18 protein-coding genes and 1 pseudogene are annotated in these 21,579 nt (G+C 38.1%); 17 read left to right on the forward strand and 2 right to left on the reverse strand.

Annotated features, from left to right (window positions below):
- Window positions 1-87 precede the first annotated feature (87 nt).
- The 13 genes from aroA to KB197_RS04395 all read left to right on the forward strand — a co-directional run bounded on the left by aroA (window position 88) and on the right by KB197_RS04395 (window position 16,061).
- The gene (aroA, locus tag KB197_RS04335) at window positions 88-1,371 is read left to right on the forward strand and encodes a 3-phosphoshikimate 1-carboxyvinyltransferase (protein WP_064276484.1); all 1,284 of its coding nucleotides are present in this window, start codon (window positions 88-90) and stop codon (window positions 1,369-1,371) included.
- A complete protein-coding gene (locus tag KB197_RS04340; RefSeq protein ID WP_212573949.1) occupies window positions 1,364-1,840 on the forward strand; it encodes a shikimate kinase in 477 nt (158 codons plus the stop codon). Before aroA ends, KB197_RS04340 begins: the two co-directional genes overlap by 8 nt.
- Window positions 1,837-2,685 (forward strand): prephenate dehydratase, encoded by an 849-nt coding sequence (pheA, locus tag KB197_RS04345; RefSeq protein ID WP_212573950.1) that lies wholly within the window; start codon window positions 1,837-1,839, stop codon window positions 2,683-2,685. Before KB197_RS04340 ends, pheA begins: the two co-directional genes overlap by 4 nt.
- Window positions 2,682-3,980, forward strand: coding sequence for an LCP family protein (locus tag KB197_RS04350; protein WP_212573951.1), 1,299 nt, complete (start codon window positions 2,682-2,684; stop codon window positions 3,978-3,980). Before pheA ends, KB197_RS04350 begins: the two co-directional genes overlap by 4 nt.
- Window positions 3,981-4,119: 139 nt before the next feature.
- Window positions 4,120-4,956 carry a LicD family protein gene (locus KB197_RS04355; RefSeq protein WP_212573952.1) on the forward strand — a complete coding sequence of 279 codons (837 nt, stop codon included), beginning with the start codon at window positions 4,120-4,122 and terminating at the stop codon, window positions 4,954-4,956.
- Window positions 4,946-6,049 carry a glycosyltransferase gene (locus KB197_RS04360; RefSeq protein ID WP_212573953.1) on the forward strand — a complete coding sequence of 368 codons (1,104 nt, stop codon included), beginning with the start codon at window positions 4,946-4,948 and terminating at the stop codon, window positions 6,047-6,049. Before KB197_RS04355 ends, KB197_RS04360 begins: the two co-directional genes overlap by 11 nt.
- A 1-nt stretch (window position 6,050) precedes the next feature.
- Window positions 6,051-7,037: a glycosyltransferase family 2 protein gene (locus tag KB197_RS04365; RefSeq protein WP_064276482.1), complete on the forward strand. Its 987-nt coding sequence runs from the start codon at window positions 6,051-6,053 to the stop codon at window positions 7,035-7,037.
- Window positions 7,038-7,052: 15 nt separating this feature from the next.
- Complete coding sequence (locus KB197_RS04370; RefSeq protein ID WP_004259743.1) at window positions 7,053-8,522, forward strand: O-antigen polysaccharide polymerase Wzy family protein; 1,470 nt, start codon at window positions 7,053-7,055, stop codon at window positions 8,520-8,522.
- On the forward strand, window positions 8,515-9,549 hold the full coding sequence (locus KB197_RS04375) for a hypothetical protein (protein ID WP_064276481.1): 1,035 nt from the start codon (window positions 8,515-8,517) through the stop codon (window positions 9,547-9,549). The genes KB197_RS04370 and KB197_RS04375 overlap by 8 nt, the downstream gene beginning before the upstream one ends.
- 521 nt (window positions 9,550-10,070) lie before the next feature.
- The gene (gene tacF / locus KB197_RS04380) at window positions 10,071-11,558 is read left to right on the forward strand and encodes a type IV teichoic acid flippase TacF (RefSeq protein ID WP_064276480.1); all 1,488 of its coding nucleotides are present in this window, start codon (window positions 10,071-10,073) and stop codon (window positions 11,556-11,558) included.
- Between the two features lie 9 nt (window positions 11,559-11,567).
- A complete protein-coding gene (locus KB197_RS04385) occupies window positions 11,568-12,371 on the forward strand; it encodes a LicD family protein (RefSeq protein ID WP_004259727.1) in 804 nt (267 codons plus the stop codon).
- A gap of 1 nt (window position 12,372) precedes the next feature.
- On the forward strand, window positions 12,373-13,188 hold the full coding sequence (locus tag KB197_RS04390) for a LicD family protein (RefSeq protein WP_004259723.1): 816 nt from the start codon (window positions 12,373-12,375) through the stop codon (window positions 13,186-13,188).
- 137 nt (window positions 13,189-13,325) lie between these two features.
- Window positions 13,326-16,061 carry an MBL fold metallo-hydrolase gene (locus tag KB197_RS04395; RefSeq protein WP_064276479.1) on the forward strand — a complete coding sequence of 912 codons (2,736 nt, stop codon included), beginning with the start codon at window positions 13,326-13,328 and terminating at the stop codon, window positions 16,059-16,061.
- A gap of 31 nt (window positions 16,062-16,092) precedes the next feature.
- On the opposite strand, the gene KB197_RS04400 is transcribed toward KB197_RS04395, so the two are convergent.
- Both KB197_RS04400 and KB197_RS04405 read right to left on the reverse strand, forming a co-directional pair.
- A complete protein-coding gene (locus KB197_RS04400; RefSeq protein WP_082888135.1) occupies window positions 16,093-16,824 on the reverse strand; it encodes a hypothetical protein in 732 nt (243 codons plus the stop codon).
- 36 nt (window positions 16,825-16,860) lie between these two features.
- Window positions 16,861-17,165 (reverse strand): annotated as a pseudogene (locus KB197_RS04405) (helix-turn-helix domain-containing protein); the annotation flags it as partial.
- 207 nt (window positions 17,166-17,372) lie between these two features.
- Here KB197_RS04405 and mecA point away from each other — a divergent pair.
- The 4 genes from mecA to msrB all read left to right on the forward strand — a co-directional run bounded on the left by mecA (window position 17,373) and on the right by msrB (window position 21,572).
- Window positions 17,373-18,110, forward strand: coding sequence for an adaptor protein MecA (mecA, locus tag KB197_RS04410; RefSeq protein ID WP_064276478.1), 738 nt, complete (start codon window positions 17,373-17,375; stop codon window positions 18,108-18,110).
- A 151-nt stretch (window positions 18,111-18,261) separates the two neighbouring features.
- A complete protein-coding gene (locus tag KB197_RS04415) occupies window positions 18,262-19,548 on the forward strand; it encodes a homoserine dehydrogenase (RefSeq protein WP_064276477.1) in 1,287 nt (428 codons plus the stop codon).
- A 1-nt stretch (window position 19,549) separates the two neighbouring features.
- Window positions 19,550-20,419 carry a homoserine kinase gene (thrB, locus tag KB197_RS04420; protein WP_020903203.1) on the forward strand — a complete coding sequence of 290 codons (870 nt, stop codon included), beginning with the start codon at window positions 19,550-19,552 and terminating at the stop codon, window positions 20,417-20,419.
- A gap of 214 nt (window positions 20,420-20,633) precedes the next feature.
- Window positions 20,634-21,572: a peptide-methionine (R)-S-oxide reductase MsrB gene (gene msrB / locus KB197_RS04425; RefSeq protein ID WP_212574010.1), complete on the forward strand. Its 939-nt coding sequence runs from the start codon at window positions 20,634-20,636 to the stop codon at window positions 21,570-21,572.
- The last annotated feature ends 7 nt before the right edge of the window (window positions 21,573-21,579 follow it).

The raw sequence follows: 21,579 nt of genomic DNA on the forward strand, positions 1-21,579 counted from the left end.
ATAACTATCATAAAGTCAGAAATTTTTAAGGAATTTCTGGCTTTTTATGATAAAATAGGTAAAAGTATTGCAAGTATGAGGTCTAGTATGAAACTAAAAACAAACATTCGCCACTTACACGGCAGTATCCGAGTTCCAGGTGACAAGTCTATCAGTCACCGTTCTATTATCTTTGGAAGTTTGGCTGAGGGTGAGACCAAGGTTTATGATATTCTGCGAGGTGAAGACGTTCTTTCGACCATGCAGGTTTTTCGTGACCTTGGTGTTGAAATTGAGGACAAAGATGGGGTTATTACCATTCAAGGTGTAGGCATGGATGGCTTAAAAGCGCCGCAAAATGCCCTTGATATGGGAAATTCTGGAACCTCGATTCGTCTGATTTCAGGTGTCCTTGCTGGTGCAGATTTTGAAGTAGAGATGTTCGGAGACGACAGTCTATCCAAACGCCCTATGGATCGTGTGACTATTCCACTGAAAAAAATGGGCGTCAGCATTTCAGGGCAAACTGCACGAGACCTGCCTCCTTTGCGTTTGCAAGGGACGAAAAACCTAAGACCTATTCATTATGAGTTGCCAATTGCCTCTGCCCAAGTCAAGTCAGCCTTGATGTTTGCAGCCTTGCAGGCCCAGGGGGAGTCCGTTATTATCGAAAAAGAATGCACCCGTAATCATACTGAAGATATGTTGCAACAATTTGGTGGTCGTTTAAGTGTGGACGGTAAGAAAATCACAGTCCAAGGGCCACAAAAATTGACAGGACAAAAGGTGGTCGTGCCAGGAGATATTTCCAGTGCAGCCTTTTGGTTAGTCGCAGGTTTGATTGTTCCAAATTCTCGTGTGGTTCTTAAGAATGTGGGCATCAACGAAACGCGTACAGGTATTATCGATATCATTCGTGCCATGGGTGGAAAACTAGAAATAACTGAAATTGATCCAGTCGCAAAATCTGCAACCTTGACTGTTGAATCTTCTGACTTGAAAGGAACAGAGATTGGTGGTGCCTTGATTCCACGCTTGATTGATGAATTGCCTATTCTTGCCCTTCTGGCGACCCAAGCTCAAGGTGTAACGATTATTAAGGATGCTGAGGAGCTCAAGGTTAAGGAAACCGACCGCATTCAGGTTGTGGCAGACGCTTTAAATAGCATGGGAGCAGATATCACCCCTACAGCAGATGGAATGATTATCAAAGGAAAATCAGCTCTTCACGGTGCTAGAGTCAATACTTTTGGAGACCACCGAATTGGTATGATGACGGCTATCGCAGCTCTATTGGTTGCAGATGGAGAAGTGGAGCTTGACCGTGCAGAAGCCATCAATACCAGCTACCCTAGCTTCTTTGATGATTTGGAGAGCTTGATTCATGGCTAAGGTGTTATTAGGCTTTATGGGGGCTGGTAAATCGACTATTGCAAGAGGCTTGGACCCTAATTACCTTGATATGGATGCTCTGATAGAGAAGCGTTTAGGAATGTCCATTGCGGATTTTTTCGCTGAAAAGGGAGAAGTGGCTTTTCGTAAGATAGAATCAGAAGTCCTAGCTGAGTTACTAGAAACAAATCAAGTTGTGTCAACTGGTGGGGGAGTGGTTATTTCTCAGCGAAATCGTGACTTACTAAAGACCAATTCTGATAACATCTATCTGAAAGCTGATTTTGAAATCCTCTACCAACGCATATCAGCTGATAAGGACAATCAGCGTCCGCTGTTTCTAAATAATAGCAAGGAAGAATTAGCAGCTATTTTCCAAGAAAGACAGGCTTGGTATGAGGAAGTAGCCAGTCGGGTTTTGGATGTGACCGAGTTAAGCCCAGAAGAAATTATAGAGGAACTGAGATGAAAATTGCTTATCTAGGTCCCAAGGGATCATTTTCACACCACGTTGTGCAGACAGCTTTTCCTCAGGAGGAATTGCAGGCCTTTGCCAACATTACAGATGTCATCAAGGCCTATGAGCAAGGCTTGGTGGACTATTCTGTGGTGCCAGTTGAAAATTCTATCGAGGGTAGTGTTCATGAAACCTTAGACTACCTTTTTCATCAGGCTCGCATCCAAGCAGTTGCAGAAATCGTTCAGCCTATTCATCAGCAGTTGATGGTGGTTCCAGGTCATAATAAGATTGAAAAGATTTTTTCACATCCACAGGCCTTGGCTCAAGGTAAGAAATTCATCGATGAACAATATCCAGAGGCTCAAATCGAGGTAACAGCTAGTACAGCTTATGCGGCCCGTTTTATTTCCGAACATCCAGACCAGCCTTATGCAGCCATTGCACCTAGAAGTTCTGCTGAAGAATATGGCTTAGCACTGATTGCTGAGGATATTCAGGAAATGGAAGCCAATTTCACACGTTTCTGGGTGTTAGGAGCTGAAGGTGCAGCGATTCCCTTGAAAGCACAAACTGAAAAAATGAGTTTGGCCTTGACCTTACCTGACAACCTTCCAGGTGCCCTCTACAAGGCTCTTTCGACCTTTGCTTGGCGAGGAATTGATCTGACAAAGATTGAAAGCCGTCCGCTCAAGACAGCACTGGGCGAATACTTTTTCATTATTGATGTGGACTATACTGATAAGGACCTGGTCCACTTTGCCCAAAAAGAATTAGAAGCGATTGGAATCCAGTATAAAGTTCTGGGTGCCTATCCTATTTATCCAATATCAGACCACGGAAAGGAGAGAAGATGAGTAAAGAAAATCCCTTAAGTCATCATGAGCAGTTGCGTTATGATTACCTATTTAAGAATATATATTACTTAAATGAAAAAGAGAAAAAGGAATTTGATTATCTTCAGACCAAGATAAATAGCGGTAGTAGAGGAATTGCAGATGGAGCTACAGAAGTCCAGAAGGTAATGGAGGATTCAGTTTCTAATTTTCCGCTACCATCTTATGGTAATCGTAGTCGTTCTAAGAAATACCAAAAATTAGCTCCTATTCCAAAAGTAAAGAAAAAGAAACGAAAACTACGTTTAGGTCGTATTCTTGTTGGATTACTTGCAATTTTGGCATGTGTATCCTTTGGGATAATTTTCATGTTCTTAAGAGGATATCAAAATGCCACTACGCCTGACAAACCTGCTAATGCAAAAGCAGCTCAAGTAGAAGTGTTCAATGGGCAAGATGCAAAAAATGGAACCAATATTCTTATCATGGGAACAGATGGACGCATTGGCCAAAATAGTGCTGAAACACGTACGGACTCTATCATGGTTTTAAATGTTGGAGGTTCTGATAAGAAAATGAAGATGGTAAGCTTCATGCGTGATAATTTAGTATATATAGACGGTTATAGTAAGGTGATTGCAGGGAAGAAACAGACAGATAATAAATTAAATGTAGCCTATGAACTAGGTGAACAAGAAGGTCAAAAAGGGGCAGAAATGGTCCGAAAAGTCCTAAAAGACAATTTTGACTTGGACATTAAGTACTATGCTTTGGTAGACTTCCAGGCCTTCGCAACTGCTATTGACACTCTGTTCCCTGATGGTGTTACTATTGATGCTCAATTTTCAACTTTGAATGGAAAAACTCTTACTGAAGCGACTGTTGGAGACGATCTTCATGCTACAGAGACAGAGTCTCCTACTCAAACTATTAAGGTTGGAAAACAGCAGATGAACGGCTCCACTCTACTTAACTACGCTCGCTTTCGTGATGATGACGAGGGGGATTATGGTCGTACAAAGAGGCAACAACAAGTGATATCAGCTATTTTTACGCAAATTAAAGATCCAACAAAACTATTCACTGGATCAGAAGCACTTGGAAAGGTATTTGCTATGACTTCTACTAATGCTCCTTATACCTTCTTATTGACAAATGGTTTACCGGTTTTAGAAGGAATCCAAAATGGTATTGAAAAGCTTACTGTTCCAGAACTTGGAGATTGGGTTGATGCCTATGATGTTTATGGTGGTCAAGCTCTTCTAGTTGATCAAAATAAATATCAAACAAAATTAGCCCAGATGGGAATGAGATAAAATAAAAAATGGAAATTTAAGTTTAATCAGCTAGTTATAATAGTGGATTAAGCTTTTTTCCTTCCCAACGATAGATTTTTAATGCTTTTTTATGATATAATAAAACGATATAACCCGTTTTTAAAAGAAGAGGAGCGACATGAGTGATTTGAAAGCGATTCAGGCTCGTAGTCTAGAAATGGCTGAATATTTTGTAGCATTTTGTAAAGAACATGATTTACTCTGCTATCTTTGTGGGGGTGGAGCTATTGGAGCTCTTCGAAACAAGGGCTTCATTCCTTGGGATGATGACTTAGACTTTTTCATGCCCCGTAAGGACTATGAAAAGTTAGCAGAATTATGGCCTCGTTATGCAGATGAGCGTTATTTCTTGTCAAAGAGTAAGAAGGATTTTGTAGATCGTAATCTTTTTATTACAATTCGTGACAAAGAAACTACCTGTATCAAGCCTTATCAGCAAGATTTAGATTTGCCACATGGTTTGGCTTTGGATGTTTTGCCTTTGGATTATTATCCGAAAAATCCATCTGAGCGCAAGAAACAGGTTCGTTGGGCACTGATTTATTCCCTTTTTTGTGCGCAAACTATTCCAGAAAAGCATGGCGCACTTATGAAATGGGGAAGTTGCATTTTACTCGGTTTGACGCCAAAATCACTCCGTTATCGCATTTGGAAAAAAGCTGAAAAAGAAATGACCAAGTACAGTCTGGCTGAGAGCGATGGAATCACGGAGTTATGCTCAGGGCCTGGCTACATGAGAAATAAGTACCAAATCGCATCTTTTGAAGATAATCTCTTCTTGCCATTTGAAGAGACAGAGATGCCCATTCCAGTTGGATATGATGCCTATCTAAGCACTGCTTTTGGAGACTACATGACACCTCCACCAGCAGATAAGCAGCTACCACATCATGATGCTGTCATCGCTGATATGGATAAGTCTTATACAGAATACAAGGGAGAATATGGTGGCTAAGAAAAAAATATTATTTTTTATGTGGTCTTTTTCTCTCGGGGGTGGAGCAGAGAAGATTCTATCTACCATTGTTTCAAATCTAGATCCAGAAAAGTATGATATTGATATTCTTGAAATGGAACATTTTGATAAAGGATACGAATCTGTTCCCAAGCATGTACGCATTTTAAAATCCCTTCAGGATTATCGCCAAGCTAGATGGTTACGAGCTCTTTTGTGGAGGATGAGAATTTATTTTCCAAGACTGACCCGTCGTTTGCTTGTGAAAGATGACTATGATGTTGAAGTTTCTTTTACCATTATGAATCCTCCACTTTTGTTCTCTAAAAGAAAAGAAGTCAAGAAAATCTCTTGGATTCATGGAAGTATCGAAGAATTTCTTAAGGATAGCTCAAAAAGGGAGTCACATAGACGCCAGTTGGATGCTGCGGATACCATTGTAGGAATTTCGAATAAAACCAGCAATTCTATCAAGGAAGTCTATCCAGACTATGCTTCGAAATTACAGACGGTCTACAATGGATATGATTTTCAGAGTATTCTAGAAAAATCTCAAGAGAAGATAAATATCGAGATAGCGCCTCAAAGTATCTGTACTATCGGACGGATTGAGGAAAATAAGGGTTCTGACCGTGTGGTGGAAGTGATACGGTTATTACACCAAGAGGGAAAAAACTATCATCTCTACTTCATAGGGGCTGGTGACATGGAGGAGGAACTAAAAAATCGCGTCAAAGAGTATGAGCTTGAAGACTATGTACATTTACTTGGTTATCAAAAAAATCCTTACCAGTATTTATCTAAGATGAAAGTTCTCTTGTCTATGTCTAAACAAGAAGGCTTTCCTGGAGTGTATGTAGAGGCCTTGAGTCTAGGACTTCCTTTTGTTTCTACGGATGTCGGAGGGGCTGAGGAGTTATCTCAAGAAGGACAATTTGGACAAATCATTGAGAGCAATCAAGAGGCGGCTCAGGCAATTATTGACTACATGACTTCTGCCTCAAACTTCGATGTCAATGAGGCTAGCCAATTCATTCAGCAATTTACAATTGCCAAACAAATCGAACAAGTAGAAAAACTATTAGAGGAGTAGCATGGAAACTGCATTAATTAGTGTCATTGTGCCAGTCTATAATGTGGCGCAGTACCTAGAAAAATCGATAGCTTCCATTCAGAAGCAGACCTATCAAAATCTGGAAATTATTCTTGTTGATGATGGTGCAACAGATGAAAGTGGTCGCTTGTGTGATGCAATCGCTGAACAAGATGATAGGGTGTCAGTGCTTCATAAAAAGAACGAAGGCTTGTCACAAGCGCGAAATGATGGGATGAAGCAGGCTCACGGAGATTATCTGATTTTTATTGACTCAGATGATTATATCCATCCAGAAATGATTCAGAGCTTATATGAGCAATTAATTCAAGAAGATGCGGATGTTTCGAGCTGTGGTGTCATGAATGTCTATGCTAATGATGAGAGCCCGCAGTCAGCCAATCAGGATGATTATTTTGTCTGTGATTCTCAAAGATTTCTGAGGGAATACCTCATAGGTGAAAAAATACCTGGAACGATCTGCAATAAGCTAATCAAGAGAGAGATTGCAACTGCCCTATCCTTTCCAAAGGGATTGATTTATGAAGATGCTTATTATCATTTTGATTTGATCAAGTTGGCCAAGAAGTACGTTGTTAATACCAAACCCTATTATTACTATTTCCATAGAGGGGATAGTATTACGACTAAACCCTATGCAGAGAAGGATTTAGCCTATATTGATATCTACCAAAAGTTTTATAATGAAGTTATGAAAAACTATCCTGACTTGAAAGAGGTTGCTTTCTTTAGACTGGCTTATGCCCACTTCTTTATTCTGGATAAGATGTTGCTAGATGATCAGTATAAACAGTTTGAAGCCTTTTCCCAAATTCATTGTTTCTTAAAAGGCCATGCCTTTGCTATTTTTAGGAATCCAATTTTCCGTAAGGGGAGAAGAATTAGTGCTTTGGCTCTATTCATAAATATTTCCTTATACCGATTCTTATTACTGAAAAATATTGAAAAATCTAAAAAATTACATTAGAACGGGGGTGAGCAAGTGATTGATGGAAAACGATTATTATTTAGTTTGACCATAGTCAGCTATGCCTTGACGCTAGTAAGTGGAATTGTGTATCTGTTTAATAATAACAATGTTAGCTTGCTTTCTACTTTATTGTTCCTACTGGTTAGTAGCTCAATTGCTTGTTGGAATGATATCAAGTATTACTTAATCCATTTTATTTTCTTTTTAACTATTTTTGTATTTCTAGTATCAAGGCCGACCATTGATTACTTTAGGGATGGTGCTTTAGATACCTATCATCCCATAGCATATCGTTTTGCCTTTATAGTCGTCATGGTTTCGATATTGGGCTTGACCACAGGGGGGCTCCTAGCTCGCTATTTTATAGCTAGAAAGAAAATACAAGTACCGACGATAGGAAGTTCTCTAAAAGAGGTTTACATCAAGCGGTTGCGCTTTGTATCGCTAGGAGTTTTTCTTCTAACCTATCCATTCTATCTACTTCGGTTATTTGAACGGCTCTTGTATCGCTCGCAGACGTCCTACTATGCCTACTATGCAAATTTCGAAAGTAAACTGCCTTATTTTACCTATATCTTATCAACATTTACAGTCTATGCAATGTGTATGTATTTGGCAACTAAGCCAAAGAAATTGCAGGCAACAGCAGTGCTTGTCTCCTTTATTGCAGCTAATACCATTCATTTGGCAATCGGGACACGCAATCCCTTTATTTTAAGTATTCTATTTGCTTTTGTTTATTACTTTATGCGGGAGCAAACAGAAAAGGGAAAATGGATTGGATTTAAAGAAAAGTTAGCGATTTTTGTAGGTTCTCCTATTCTCATGTTAGCGATGGGAATACTCAATTATGTACGGGATAATGTCCAGGTTTCACATACAGGTTTCTGGGATATCCTGCTTGACTTTATCTATAAACAAGGAACCAGTTTTGGTGTTTTGGCTCGAGGCTTTCTATTTAACAGTAGCCTCCCTTACCGAGATTTACGCAATTTTACTTTTGGTCCTGTTATTGATTATTTTGCAAGGGGAAGTTTAGGGGCCATTTTCGGAGGAAAAGCCTTTGAACATACAACCAATAGTGTGGAACTAGCTATTGATAGTAATAGTTATGCCCATAATCTATCCTATCTTGTCTTGAACAAGGAATACTTGAAAGGACATGGTATTGGAAGTAGCTATATTATGGAGTTGTATACCGACTATGGTATGATAGGAGTCTTTCTACTTAGTCTCTTGCTAGGCATGTTATTCATAGCCATGCTGCAAGTAGCCTATCGTTCAAGAACAATCCTATTTGCCTTGTCCCTACTCATCTTGAATAATCTATTCTTTATGCCAAGAAGTAGCTTTTCAGAAAGTTTCTTCAATTTATTTACAATGCAATTCTGGGGAATTGTTCTTGTGATTATATTCGTAGCGAAAATGCTTACAAAAGAAAACCAGTATCTACTACACAAAGGAGAAAAAAATCATGTTTGAACATTATTCGGTAGCTGATTTGTTTGCAAATCTATACAAAAAACGAAAAGCAAATATTCTAGCTCTCATCGCTTTATTTGCTATCATTGCTGTACCATTTACAATTAAAGCAGTTAAGAATAAAAACACTGTCAAAGACACAACAAGTTATTCAACTTATATCAGCTATAAAATTACACCTCCGGAAGATTCAGCCAAAACGATTTTGAATCATCAAATTGGTGGGTATAGTGATTTTTATGGGAAATTAATTGAAGGGAATTTAAATGGAGCTTATCTTTTCAATGATGTAGAACCGAGTGAGTTGAAAAAAATTGCCAGTGAATTGGATACGACAGAGTCAACCTTGAAAAATTCTACAAGCGACTATTGGTGGAAAAAATTGACCGTCTATTCTATGATTGACGATGCAGGGGTTAGTGTGAAAATTTTGACACCAAGTAAAGACGCCAATGACTTGTTAGAGAAAAAGATTGATGCACTGGTTGATAAATTTAAAAATACTTATGTAAACGTGAAAATTGAAAAATTGGAAACCATCAACTCTAAAGAATTGAACGCAAACGGTGAGACAGCGCTTGGATTAAATGTCAAGAATCTGATTCTTCGTTTAGCTGTTATTGGAGTAGCTTGTGTGATTTTGGTTGTGATGGGAAATGTATTGATTTATCTATTTAATCCAACAATCAATAGAGCAGGTGATTTTTCTCAGTATCAAATTGATTTTGTAACAGAGATTACAACAATTGCTAATCTAGCAGATATTCTATCATACAAAAATTCTGGACAAGAATTGACTATTGTTAGCACAAATAAAGCTATTCTAGATAAATTAAAACAAAATCAAGAGACTTTGAAAGGAATGCATTTTGTAGATTTACAAGATGTACCATCTCTTTTAGAAAGAGATGCAGTCCTTCTTGTTGAAGAATATGGAGTGACTCGTTATAAGAAATTTGAACAAAGTCTTCAAATTCTTCGAAACTTAAATCGCTCTATCCTCGGTGTAGCAACCTTTAAATTATAAGCATCCTGATACATCGTGTCTCTAAAGTTGGAGAAGAGTCGATTTTGAGGCTCCATAATATTTGTAGTGGGTACCTTCCCTATAGATATTATGGAGTCTATTTTGTTGTCTTGTTAGAAGATGGTAGTCACTGAGAGTCCTCTAGTAAAGAATATCAACAAATCCGTTAGATTCTCAATTCAAAGATTACTTAAAAGTTAATTGAAAAGACTTCTATGAAAGATATAAATCATAAACTTTCAATCTTATTATAATTATCGAACTGTAACTAAATAATTAAGACTTAATAATTTTTGTATTTTCAATCCCAATTGGAGTTCTTTGCTTTTTTAACGATATATTTGTCCTTAGTTAAAGTTCGATAAATTTTATTTGAAATCCTCAAAAAGTTAGTTTTTAATCTTAAACTTTTGAGGATTTGATTTCCTAAAAATTTTTTAAAATAATTAAAGACTAGTTGTTGAAAACAAAAGAGTTATTTTAACTAACTTTATGATATAATGAAAAACGAGGTAAATTGAATGAAAAGTATAAAATTAAATGCTCTATCCTACATGGGAATTCGTGTCTTGAATATTATTTTTCCCATCTTAACTGGTACCTACGTCGCGCGTGTCTTGGACCGAACTGACTATGGTTACTTCAACTCAGTCGACACAATTTTGTCATTTTTCTTACCCTTTGCAACTTATGGGGTCTATAACTACGGTTTACGGGCCATTAGTAATGTCAAGGATAACAAAAAAGATCTGAATAGAACCTTCTCTAGTCTTTTTTATTTGTGCATAGCTTGTACGATTTTGACCACCGCTGTCTATATCCTAGTCTATCCTCTCTTCTTTACAGATAATCCAATCGTCAAAAAGGTTTACCTTATTATGGGGATTCAACTCATTGCCCAGATTTTTTCAATCGAGTGGGTCAATGAAGCTCTGGAAAATTACAGTTTTCTCTTTTACAAGACTGCCTTCATCCGTATCCTGATGCTGGTCTCTATTTTCCTGTTTGTCAAAAATGACCACGATATTGTTGTCTACACACTCGTGATGAGTTTATCGACGCTGATTAACTATCTGATTAGTTATTTTTGGATTAAAAGAGACATTAAACTTGTTAAGATTCACATAAGTGATTTTAAACCGCTCTTTCTCCCTCTAACAGCCATGTTGGTCTTTGCCAATGCAAATATGCTCTTCACCTTTTTAGATCGTCTCTTCCTCGTTAAAACAGGGATTGATGTCAATGTTAGTTACTATACCATTGCTCAACGAATTGTTACCGTTATAGCTGGTGTTGTAACAGGAGCTATCGGAGTGAGTGTGCCTCGTCTCAGTTACTATCTAGGAAAAGGCGATAAGGAAGCCTATGTCGCACTTGTAAACAGAGGAAGTCGAATCTTTAACTTCTTTATCATTCCACTGAGTTTTGGACTCATGGTTTTAGGACCAAATGCCATCCTACTTTACGGTAGTGAAAAATATATCGGAGGTGGTATCTTAACCTCTCTCTTCGCTTTTCGTACGATTATCCTGGCTTTAGATACCATTCTTGGTTCCCAAATTCTCTTTACAAATGGCTATGAAAAACGTATCACAGTCTATACAGTCTTTGCAGGATTACTCAATTTGGGCTTAAATAGTCTCCTCTTTTTCAACCATATCGTGGCTCCTGAATACTACTTACTGACAACTATGCTATCAGAGGCCTCTCTACTTGTTTTCTATTTCATTTTCATCCATAGAAAACAACTTATTCACTTGGGACATATCTTTAGCTATACTGTTCGATACTCGATCTTTTCACTTTCCTTTGTAGGAATTTATTTCCTGATTAATTTCTTGTATCCTGTGGATATGGTCATTAATTTGCCATTTTTGATTAATACTGGTTTGATTGTCTTGCTATCAGCCATCTCTTATATTGGTCTACTTGTCTTCACAAAAGATAGCATTTTCTATGAATTTTTAAACCATGCCCTAGCCTTAAAAAATAAATTCAAAAGATCATAGGAGTTTAGAATGAAACAACTAACCATTGAAGATGCCAAACAAATTGAATTAGAAATTTTGGATTATATTGATACTCTCTGTAAAAAGCACAATATCAACTATATTATTAACTACGGGACTCTGATTGGGGCAGTTCGTCATCAAGGCTTTATTCCTTGGGACGACGATATTGATCTGTCCATGCCTCGAGAAGACTACCAACGATTTATAAACATTTTTCAAAAGGAAAAAAGCAAATATAATCTCCTTTCCTTAGAAACTGATAAGAACTACTTTAACAACTTTATCAAAATAATAGACAGTACAACTAAAATTATTGATACTCGGAATACAAAAACCTATGAGTCAGGTGTTTTTATCGACATTTTCCCTATGGATCGCTTTGATGACCCTAAGGTCATTGATATTTGTTATAAGCTGGAAAGCTTCAAACTTCTATCTTTCAGTAAACACAAAAATATTGTCTATAAGGATAGCCTTTTAAAAGATTGTATACGAACAGCCTTCTGGTTTCTCCTTAGACCGGTTTCTCCTCGTTATTTCGCACATAAAATCGAGAAAGAAATTCAAAAATATAGTCGTGATAATGGGCAGTATATGGCTTTTATCCCTTCTAAATTTAAGGAAAAAGAAGTCTTTCCAAGTGCTACCTTTGATAAAACAATTGATTTACCCTTTGAAAATTTAAGCCTTCCAGCACCTGAAAAATTTGATACTATTTTGACACAATTTTATGGAGATTATATGACCCTACCACCAGAAGAAAAACGCTTCTACAGTCATGAATTTCACGCTTATAAATTGGAGGATTAGGATGCAGTATTTAGAAAAAGAAGAAATTAAAGAAATTCAACTAGCCCTGCTAGACTATATTGATGAAACTTGTAAGAAACATGATATTCCTTATTTTCTAAGTTATGGAACCATGCTTGGAGCTATCCGCCACAAAGGTATGATTCCATGGGATGATGATATTGATATTTCTCTCTATCGTGAAGATTATGAGCGTTTACTGAAGATTATTGAGGAAGAAGATCATCCTCGCTATAAGGTTCTTTCTTATGACACCTCTTCTTGGTACTTCCATAATTTTGCATCGATTTTAGATACTTCTACCGTTATCGAAGACCATGTTAAGTACAAGCGTCATGACACCAGTCTCTTTATCGATGTCTTTCCAATTGATCGCTTTACAGACTTGAGCATTGTCGATAAGAGTTATAAGTATGTAGCCCTTCGTCAACTAGCCTATATCAAAAAATCACGCGCAGTTCACGGTGATAGCAAATTAAAAGATTTTCTAAGATTATGTAGCTGGTACGCCCTACGATTTGTCAATCCGAGATACTTCTATAAGAAAATAGATAAGTTAGTTAAGAATAGTGTTGTAGAACAGCCGAAATATGAGGGAATGGTTGGAGTTGATAAAGAGGGAATGAAGGGTGTTTTCCAAATAAATACTTTCAAAGAGTTAATCTTAACAGAGTTTGAGGGAAGAATGTTACCAATTCCTAAAAATTATGATGTCTTTTTAACCCAGATGTATGGGGATTATATGACACCACCATCAAAGGAAATGCAAGAATGGTATAGTCATAGTATTAAAGCTTATCGCAAGATAGAGAAGTAGCACAGGCTTATAAGAGAGCGAATCTTTTGGTTGTTTATTTTGGAAAATCAGGACAGTACAATTCATATACAAAGCTTGATATGAAAATGGGTTAAAATTATGTTTTATATAAATGATAAAGGAAAGTGTGACATACAATGAAGAATTTAAAGAAAAGAAAATTAATATTATTTATCTTTCTCATATGCACTTTAATTATAGCTACCAAATTATCATCAGTCGATGCGGATACCATTTCCGCAGGGGATGGTAATCGAATCCATTTTATTAATTTAAAATCTAAGTCAGGGAGTGATGCTATTCTCTTAGAAAGCAGAGGACACTTTGCTTTAATTGATATGGGTGAGGATTATGATTTCCCAGATGGAAGTAACCCACGTTATCCAGATAGGTGGGGAATAACCATGGACAATGACCAAGTTTTAGAGGATCGATTGTTCCGTCATTTGAAACAAGTTGGTGTTGAAAAGCTAGATTTTATCTTGGGTACTCATGTCCACAGTGATCATATTGGTTCTGCTGATGAAGTACTAAAACATTATCCTGTTGATAGATTTTATCTAAAAAGATACGCTGATGAACGTATTACAACAAAATGGAGGTTGTGGGACAATCTTTATAATTACGATAATGCTGTAAAGACTGCTACTGAACGTGGTGTAAAATTAATACAAGATATCTCAGATAAAGATAGTCATTTTACTTTAGGTGACATGGATATTCAGCTGTATAACTATAAAAATGAGTATGATAGCAACGGAAATCTAAAAAGGGTATTTGATGACAATTCTAACTCAATTGTAGCAGTTGTGAAAGTAGCAGGTAAGAGAATCTATCTTGGTGGAGACTTGGATAATGCTGAGGGAGCAGAAGATAAGTTAGGTCCTGTAATTGGTAAAGTAGACATGATGAAATGGAATCATCACTATGATGCTAACATTTCTAATACAGTTAACTTTATTAATAATTTATTACCAAGTATTGTTGTTCAGACAAGTGGATCAGATATTAATCGTGAATCTACTAGGACTCTACTACGAGAAAAGAATATAAAAATAGTAAAAGCTTTTAGTCATACAAAAGATGCGACTGTTTTTGATATAGATGAAGAAGGGTTTACTGATGTTTCGAAAGTTTTCCCCGATATACCGACGGTTAGAGAAAAATGGTATAAAGAAGAAGGTTACTGGAAATATCGCTTGTTCGATGGAGAAATGACGATTGGTTGGCGAAAAATAGACGGTGTTTATTATTTCTTTAATGGACAAGGACAAATGCAAGCTGGCAAATGGTTGCATTTGAAAGATTCTAGAGAAAAGCTTGATGGAAATTGGTATTACCTAAACAACAATGGAGGCATGCAAGAAGCCGGTTGGTTTAAGAAAGACGGTTTTTGGTACTATATTACCTCTACAGGGGCTCGGAAATATAATGAATTAGTGGAAATTTCTGGACAAAAATATTTATTTGATAAAGAAGGAAAAATGTTAACAGGATTGCACGAGTTTAACGGCAAAAAAATGTTCTTTGCTAGTAATGGTGCCCTTCAATCTAATGGTAAACCTTCTAGTTGGAAAAAAGTGTTAGGAAAATGGTATTATTACGATGAGAATGGAGTCCCTTCACTTAGTAAAAAAATTATAAATGGAACAACTTATTTCTTTAATCAAGAAGGTGTGATGCAGACTGGCTGGGTTTCTGTCAATGGAAAATGGAACTATTATACAGAATCTGGAGCAATGAAAACTGGCTGGATTAAAGATAAAGATATATGGTATTATTTAGACAAAGATGGTATCATGTTAACCGGAAATCAAGAAATCAGTGGAATTCGTTACTATCTAAACACAAGTGGAGCGATGCAAACTGGTTGGAAATTAATGGATAATAACTGGTATTACTATTCAAGTTCTGGTGCGATGAAGATTGGCTGGGTTAAGGATAATGAAAAATGGTACTATTTGGACAAAGAAGGTATCATGCAGACTGGTGCCCATACGATTAGTGGATTGCGTTATTTTTTGAGTACAAGTGGAGCCATGCAGACTGGTTGGCAGAAACTTGAGGAGAACTGGTATTTTTATTCTGATTCAGGAATTGGTCAAACAGGTTGGCTAAAAGATCATGATAAGTGGTATTATCTTGAAGCTAAGGAAGGCACTATGTTGGTTGGCCTCAATCAAGTAGATGGCAAGCAATATTACTTTAGTGCGTCTGGAGCCATGCAGACTGGCTGGAAATGGTTTGATAATCATTACCGTTACTTTGAATCAAATGGAGCCATGAAAACTGGTTGGATAAAAGACAAAGGCGTCTGGTATTATCTAAATCCTGATGATGGCATTATGTTGGTTGGCCTCAATCAAGTAGATGGCAAGCAATATTACTTTAGTGCATCTGGAGCCATGCAGACTGGCTGGAGATGGTTTGATAATCATTACCGTTACTTTGAATCAAATGGAGCCATGAAAACTGGTTGGATAAAAGACAAAGGCGTCTGGTATTATCTAAATCCTGAAGATGGCATCATGTTGGTTGGTCTTCAAAAAGTCAATGGTGATCAATATTACTTTGATTCAACAGGAGCGATGCAAACTGGCTGGAAACAGGTTGATGGTAATTGGTACTATTTCCAAGCAGATGGTTCCTTATTGAAAAATTCTACCACACCTGATGGTTATAAAGTTAATGAAGAAGGTGTATGGAAACAAGTAGTTACTGCTGATAAGAAGCCAAATCATTCTATAAACAAACAGGAAACGTCTACTTTGACTGATAAATCAGAAAATATGAATAAGGAAGATAAACAAGAAAAACAAAAAGAGGACTCAATTGTAGATCCAAGTATTTCCAACAAGAAAGAAAAGGAATAATGAAAAAATCCCTTGCTAGTAGAATAGTCTATTAGCAGGGGATTCTTTTAATCTTTGCAAGTGCAAGATTGAGTGCATAGTGGAGTGTTTTATCTTTGGTAAGAAATAGCGTCAAGAGATAATAAATACCGCAAGTCGCAACAGTCGCGAGAACCATGAGTACCATATTGAAGTTGACTGTATAAGAGTTGATTTGGAAAAGGAATTTAAACGCTAAGTAGATTGGAATAAATCCGAGCGATACAATAGTATAGCGTGTTAAGGTAATAAAGATTTCTTTTAAATCAAGCAACTTATGTTTCTTGATAAAGTAAATTTCCAGTAGAACAACTACAGTTTCTGCAATAATAGTAGTAGCAATGCAGTACTCTGGTGCAAAAATATTATTGAAATACAAGAGACTGTTGAATAGGATATTAGCTCCACCACCAAGGAAGTAAAAGGCTGTTAAACGATTTTCGTGGTCGTTGATGAAGATAATTTGTTTACCAAGGATTAATTCAATGGCCCAAATGATAGTACGAAAAGCGAAGACACTAGTCACAGTACCTGCTTCGAGGTATTTTTCAGAAGAGTAGATGACTGCTGGGTAGTTTCCTAATACCATAATCCCAATATTGGTTGGAATGATAAGGAAATAAAAGAGGGAAGCACCTTGATTCAGAAGATTTTTATAAGATTCGTAATCTTTCTTACCGAGATAGTAGCCGAGACGTGGAATACTGACGTTGATAGCTCCACTCAGGACACTGGCAATCAACATGACGATGCTGGAAGCAATAGTGTAATAAGAAATGTAGTTTTCATCAATAGTTTGTTCGTACTGTTTTTGAGCTTGTTTAGCTAGGTATAAAATCTTCTTATAGCCACAATTCTGTCTTCTTTTAGGGCAACCGTTACAGATAAAGGGAGCTTTGTCGAGTAGAGGACAAGGAAGGTTATCGTATGTAGACTCTCGGACTGTCTGTTTCGTTTGACTTCTTTGGAAACAGTAGTTTTGTCTTTTAGAATGGATTGTCAGGTAGCTTTGAAGGTTTCCCCGCGCTCTAAGCCTAATTGGATATCGTTACGGTCTGAAAGGGTAAGATGTTTATATTTTGTCATAGTGAGCCTTATTTCTAACTCAAACGTCTCACACTGAATTCCACCATAAAAATCCGTTTTAGACTAATTTCCACTTCGGTCAGGCAAGTGGAAGATACTTTGAGAAGTTACCCTATGGAAAATCTATCCCGACAGAGGAGCCTTCTTTTGATAAAATCGTAAAAATCTAGTATAATAGATAGAACTGAAAGTATGAGGTTACTAGCAATGAAAATGAAACAAATTAGTGATACAACTTTGAAAATCACGATGTCTTTAGAGGATTTAATGGATCGTGGCATGGAGATTGCTGACTTTCTCGTTCCTCAAGAAAAAACAGAAGAGTTCTTTTATGCTATCTTGGATGAGTTAGAGATGCCTGAGAGCTTTTTGGATACAGGCATGTTGAGCTTCCGTGTGACTCCAAAACCTGATAAGGTAGATGTCTTTGTAACCAAGTCCAAGATTGACCAAAATCTAGATTTTGAAGACTTATCGGATTTACCAGATATGGAAGAATTGGCTCAAATGTCGCCAGATGAATTTATCAAAACCTTGGAAAAAAGCATCGCAGATAAAACCAAGGACGATATCGAAGCCATTCAATCTCTAGAGCAAGTCGAAGCCAAGGAAGAAGAGCAGGAACAGGCTGAACAAGAAGCTGAGAGCAAGAAAGAACCTTACATCTACTACATCCTTTCTTTTGCTAAGTTGGCTGACTTGGTGTCTTTTGCTCAGACAGTGACTTTTGAGATGGAAACTTCTGAACTCTACAAGATGAATGAGCGCTATTATTTGACCATTTTAGTGGATATTGAAAATCATCCAAGTCCATATCCAGCTTGGCTTTTGGCCCGTATGCGCGAGTTTGCGGACGATAGTGATATCAGTCGCTCAGTCTTACAAGAGTATGGTCAAGTATTGATGAATCACGATGCAGTACTTAATCTGCAAAAAATTGGATAATCATTTCTGGAAAGTTATTTTCAGATTTTAAGAAGAGCGAATCGTCTGATTCGTTTTTTCTTTTCTAGATTGAAATAGTGATTTACTATAATAGGAATTTTCACAAAATTCTGTTATAATGGCTATATTAGAAAATTTCGAGGAGACAAACATGACAGTTAAAATTGCTTTACTAGGATTTGGTACCGTTGCAAGTGGTGTGCCTTTCCTCCTAAAGGAAAATGGAGAAAAAATCAATCAATCAGCACATTCAGAAATTGAAGTTGCTAAGGTATTGGTTAAGGATGAAGATGAAAAGAATCGCTTGCTTGCAGCAGGGAATGACTTTAACTTTGTAACCAATGTAGATGACATTTTATCAGACCAAGGTATTACTATCGTAGTGGAATTGATGGGGCGTATCGAACCTGCTAAGACTTTTATCACTCGTGCCTTGGAAGCTGGAAAGCATGTTGTTACTGCTAACAAGGACCTTTTGGCTGTCCATGGTGCAGAATTGTTAGAAATCGCTAAAGCTAACAAGGTAGCACTTTACTACGAAGCAGCAGTAGCTGGTGGGATTCCAATTCTTCGCACTCTAGCAAATTCCTTGGCTTCTGATAAAATCACGCGCGTGCTTGGAGTAGTCAACGGAACTTCTAACTTCATGATGACCAAGATGGTCGAAGAAGGCTGGTCTTACGATGATGCTCTTGCCGAAGCGCAACGTCTAGGATTTGCAGAAAGTGACCCTACAAATGACGTAGATGGGATTGATGCAGCCTACAAGATGGTGATTTTGAGCCAATTTGCCTTTGGCATGAAGGTTGCATTTGACGATGTAGCCCACAAAGGAATCCGCAACATCACACCAGAAGACGTAGCTGTAGCTCAAGAACTTGGCTATGTAGTGAAATTGGTTGGTTCAATCGAGGAAACTCCTTCAGGAATTGCTGCAGAAGTAACTCCAACCTTCCTACCTAAAGCACACCCACTTGCCAGTGTGAATGGCGTAATGAACGCTGTCTTTGTAGAATCTATCGGTATTGGTGAGTCTATGTACTATGGACCAGGTGCTGGTCAAAAACCAACTGCGACAAGTGTTGTGGCGGATATTGTCCGTATCGTTCGTCGCTTGAATGATGGAACCATTGGTAAAGATTTCAACGAATACAGCCGTGACTTGGTCTTGGCAAACCCTGAGGATGTTAAAGCAAACTACTACTTCTCAATCTTGGCTCCAGACTCAAAAGGTCAGGTCTTGAAGTTGGCTGAAATCTTTAATGCCCAAGATATTTCCTTCAAGCAAATTCTCCAAGATGGAAAAGAAGGTGACAAGGCGCGTGTTGTGATCATTACACACAAGATTAATAAAGCCCAGCTTGAAAATGTCTCAGCTGAATTGAAGAAGGTTTCAGAATTCGACCTCTTGAATACCTTCAAGGTGCTAGGAGAATAAGATGAAGATTATTGTACCTGCAACCAGTGCCAATATCGGGCCAGGATTTGACTCGGTCGGTGTAGCTGTAACCAAGTATCTTCAAATTGAGGTCTGCGAAGAACGAGATGAGTGGTTGATTGAACACCAGATTGGCAAATGGATTCCACATGACGAGCGTAATCTCTTGCTCAAAATCGCTTTGCAAATTGTACCAGACCTGCAACCAAGACGTTTGAAAATGACTAGTGATGTTCCCTTGGCGCGTGGTTTGGGTTCTTCCAGCTCGGTTATTGTAGCTGGGATTGAACTAGCCAACCAACTGGGCCAGCTCAACTTGTCTGATCATGAAAAATTGCAGTTAGCGACTAAGATTGAAGGCCATCCTGACAATGTGGCTCCAGCCATTTATGGTAATCTCGTTATTGCAAGTTCCGTTGAAGGGCAAGTTTCTGCTATCGTAGCAGACTTCCCAGAATGTGATTTTCTAGCCTACATTCCAAACTATGAATTGCGTACTCGAGACAGCCGTGGCGTCTTGCCTAAGAAATTGTCTTACAAGGAAGCTGTTGCGGCTAGTTCTATCGCCAATGTGGCGGTTGCAGCCTTGTTGGCAGGAGACATGGTGACCGCTGGGCAAGCAATCGAGGGCGACCTCTTCCACGAGCGCTATCGTCAGGACTTGGTGAGAGAATTTGCGACGATTAAGCAAGTAGCCAAAGAAAATGGTGCCTATGCAACCTACCTTTCTGGTGCTGGGCCGACAGTTATGGTTTTGGCTTCTCACGACAAGATGCCAACGATTAAGGCAGAATTGGAAAAGCAACCCTTCAAAGGAAAACTTCATGACTTGAAAGTTGATACCCAAGGTGTCCGTGTCGAAGCAAAATAAAGAATAGAAGATAGGATGGGGAAACTCTTGATCAGAGGGCTTCCTATCCTTTTTTTGAAAAGCAGTTTATACTCAATGAAAATCAAAGAGCAAACTAGGAAGCTAGCCGCAGGCTGCTCAAAACACTGTTTTGAGGCTGCAGATGGAAGCTGACGTGGTTTGAATTTAATTTTCGAAGAGTATTAGTTAAAAACTTGGTAAAGGAGAAACGAAGATGGCAGAAATATATTTAGCAGGTGGTTGTTTTTGGGGTTTAGAGGAGTATTTTTCACGCATTTCTGGAGTGCTAGCAACCAGTGTTGGCTACGCTAATGGGCAAGTCGAAACGACCAATTACCAGTTGCTCAAGGAAACAGACCATGCAGAAACGGTTCAAGTTATTTACGATGAGAAAGCAGTATCACTCAGAGAAATTTTGCTTTATTATTTCCGTGTTATTGATCCATTATCAGTCAATCAACAAGGGAATGACCGTGGTCGCCAATATCGAACTGGGATTTATTACCAGGATGAAGCAGACTTGCCAGCTATCTACACAGTGGTGCAGGAGCAGGAGCGCATGCTTGGGCGAAAGATTGCAGTAGAGGTGGAGAAACTTCGCCACTACATTCTGGCTGAAGATTACCACCAAGACTATCTTAAGAAGAATCCTTCAGGTTACTGTCATATCGATGTGACCGATGCTGATAAGCCATTGATTGACGCAGCAAATTATGAAAAGCCTAGTCAAGAGGTATTAAAGGGCAGTTTATCTGAAGAATCCTATCGTGTTACCCAAGAAGCTGATACAGAGGCGCCGTTTAGTAATGCTTATGACCAAATTTTTGAAGAAGGGATTTATGTAGACATTACGACGGGTGAGCCACTCTTCTTTGCCAAGGATAAGTTTGCCTCAGGTTGTGGTTGGCCAAGTTTTAGCCGTCCGATTTCCAAGGAATTGATTCATTATTACAAGGATCTCAGTCATGGAATGGAGCGAATTGAGGTTCGTTCTCGGTCGGGGAATGCTCACTTGGGTCATGTTTTCACAGATGGACCGCGTGAGTTAGGTGGCCTTCGTTACTGTATCAATTCTGCATCCTTGCGCTTTGTGGCCAAGAATGAGATGGAAGAAGCAGGCTATGGCTATCTACTACCTTACTTAAACAAATAAATCAGAG

The sequence above is a fragment of the Streptococcus sp. 11-4097 genome (genome assembly GCF_018215285.2).
Classification (GTDB): domain Bacteria; phylum Bacillota; class Bacilli; order Lactobacillales; family Streptococcaceae; genus Streptococcus.

Coding starts and splice junctions, on each gene's coding strand:
- aroA (WP_064276484.1), top strand. CDS start 88: ATGAAACTAAAAACAAACATTCGCCACTTACACGGCAGTATCCGAGTT.
- KB197_RS04340 (WP_212573949.1), top strand. CDS start 1,364: ATGGCTAAGGTGTTATTAGGCTTTATGGGGGCTGGTAAATCGACTATT.
- pheA (WP_212573950.1), top strand. CDS start 1,837: ATGAAAATTGCTTATCTAGGTCCCAAGGGATCATTTTCACACCACGTT.
- KB197_RS04350 (WP_212573951.1), top strand. CDS start 2,682: ATGAGTAAAGAAAATCCCTTAAGTCATCATGAGCAGTTGCGTTATGAT.
- KB197_RS04355 (WP_212573952.1), top strand. CDS start 4,120: ATGAGTGATTTGAAAGCGATTCAGGCTCGTAGTCTAGAAATGGCTGAA.
- KB197_RS04360 (WP_212573953.1), top strand. CDS start 4,946: ATGGTGGCTAAGAAAAAAATATTATTTTTTATGTGGTCTTTTTCTCTC.
- KB197_RS04365 (WP_064276482.1), top strand. CDS start 6,051: ATGGAAACTGCATTAATTAGTGTCATTGTGCCAGTCTATAATGTGGCG.
- KB197_RS04375 (WP_064276481.1), top strand. CDS start 8,515: ATGTTTGAACATTATTCGGTAGCTGATTTGTTTGCAAATCTATACAAA.
- tacF (WP_064276480.1), top strand. CDS start 10,071: ATGAAAAGTATAAAATTAAATGCTCTATCCTACATGGGAATTCGTGTC.
- KB197_RS04385 (WP_004259727.1), top strand. CDS start 11,568: ATGAAACAACTAACCATTGAAGATGCCAAACAAATTGAATTAGAAATT.
- KB197_RS04390 (WP_004259723.1), top strand. CDS start 12,373: ATGCAGTATTTAGAAAAAGAAGAAATTAAAGAAATTCAACTAGCCCTG.
- KB197_RS04395 (WP_064276479.1), top strand. CDS start 13,326: ATGAAGAATTTAAAGAAAAGAAAATTAATATTATTTATCTTTCTCATA.
- KB197_RS04400 (WP_082888135.1), bottom strand. CDS start 16,824: ATGTTGATTGCCAGTGTCCTGAGTGGAGCTATCAACGTCAGTATTCCA.
- mecA (WP_064276478.1), top strand. CDS start 17,373: ATGAAAATGAAACAAATTAGTGATACAACTTTGAAAATCACGATGTCT.
- KB197_RS04415 (WP_064276477.1), top strand. CDS start 18,262: ATGACAGTTAAAATTGCTTTACTAGGATTTGGTACCGTTGCAAGTGGT.
- thrB (WP_020903203.1), top strand. CDS start 19,550: ATGAAGATTATTGTACCTGCAACCAGTGCCAATATCGGGCCAGGATTT.
- msrB (WP_212574010.1), top strand. CDS start 20,634: ATGGCAGAAATATATTTAGCAGGTGGTTGTTTTTGGGGTTTAGAGGAG.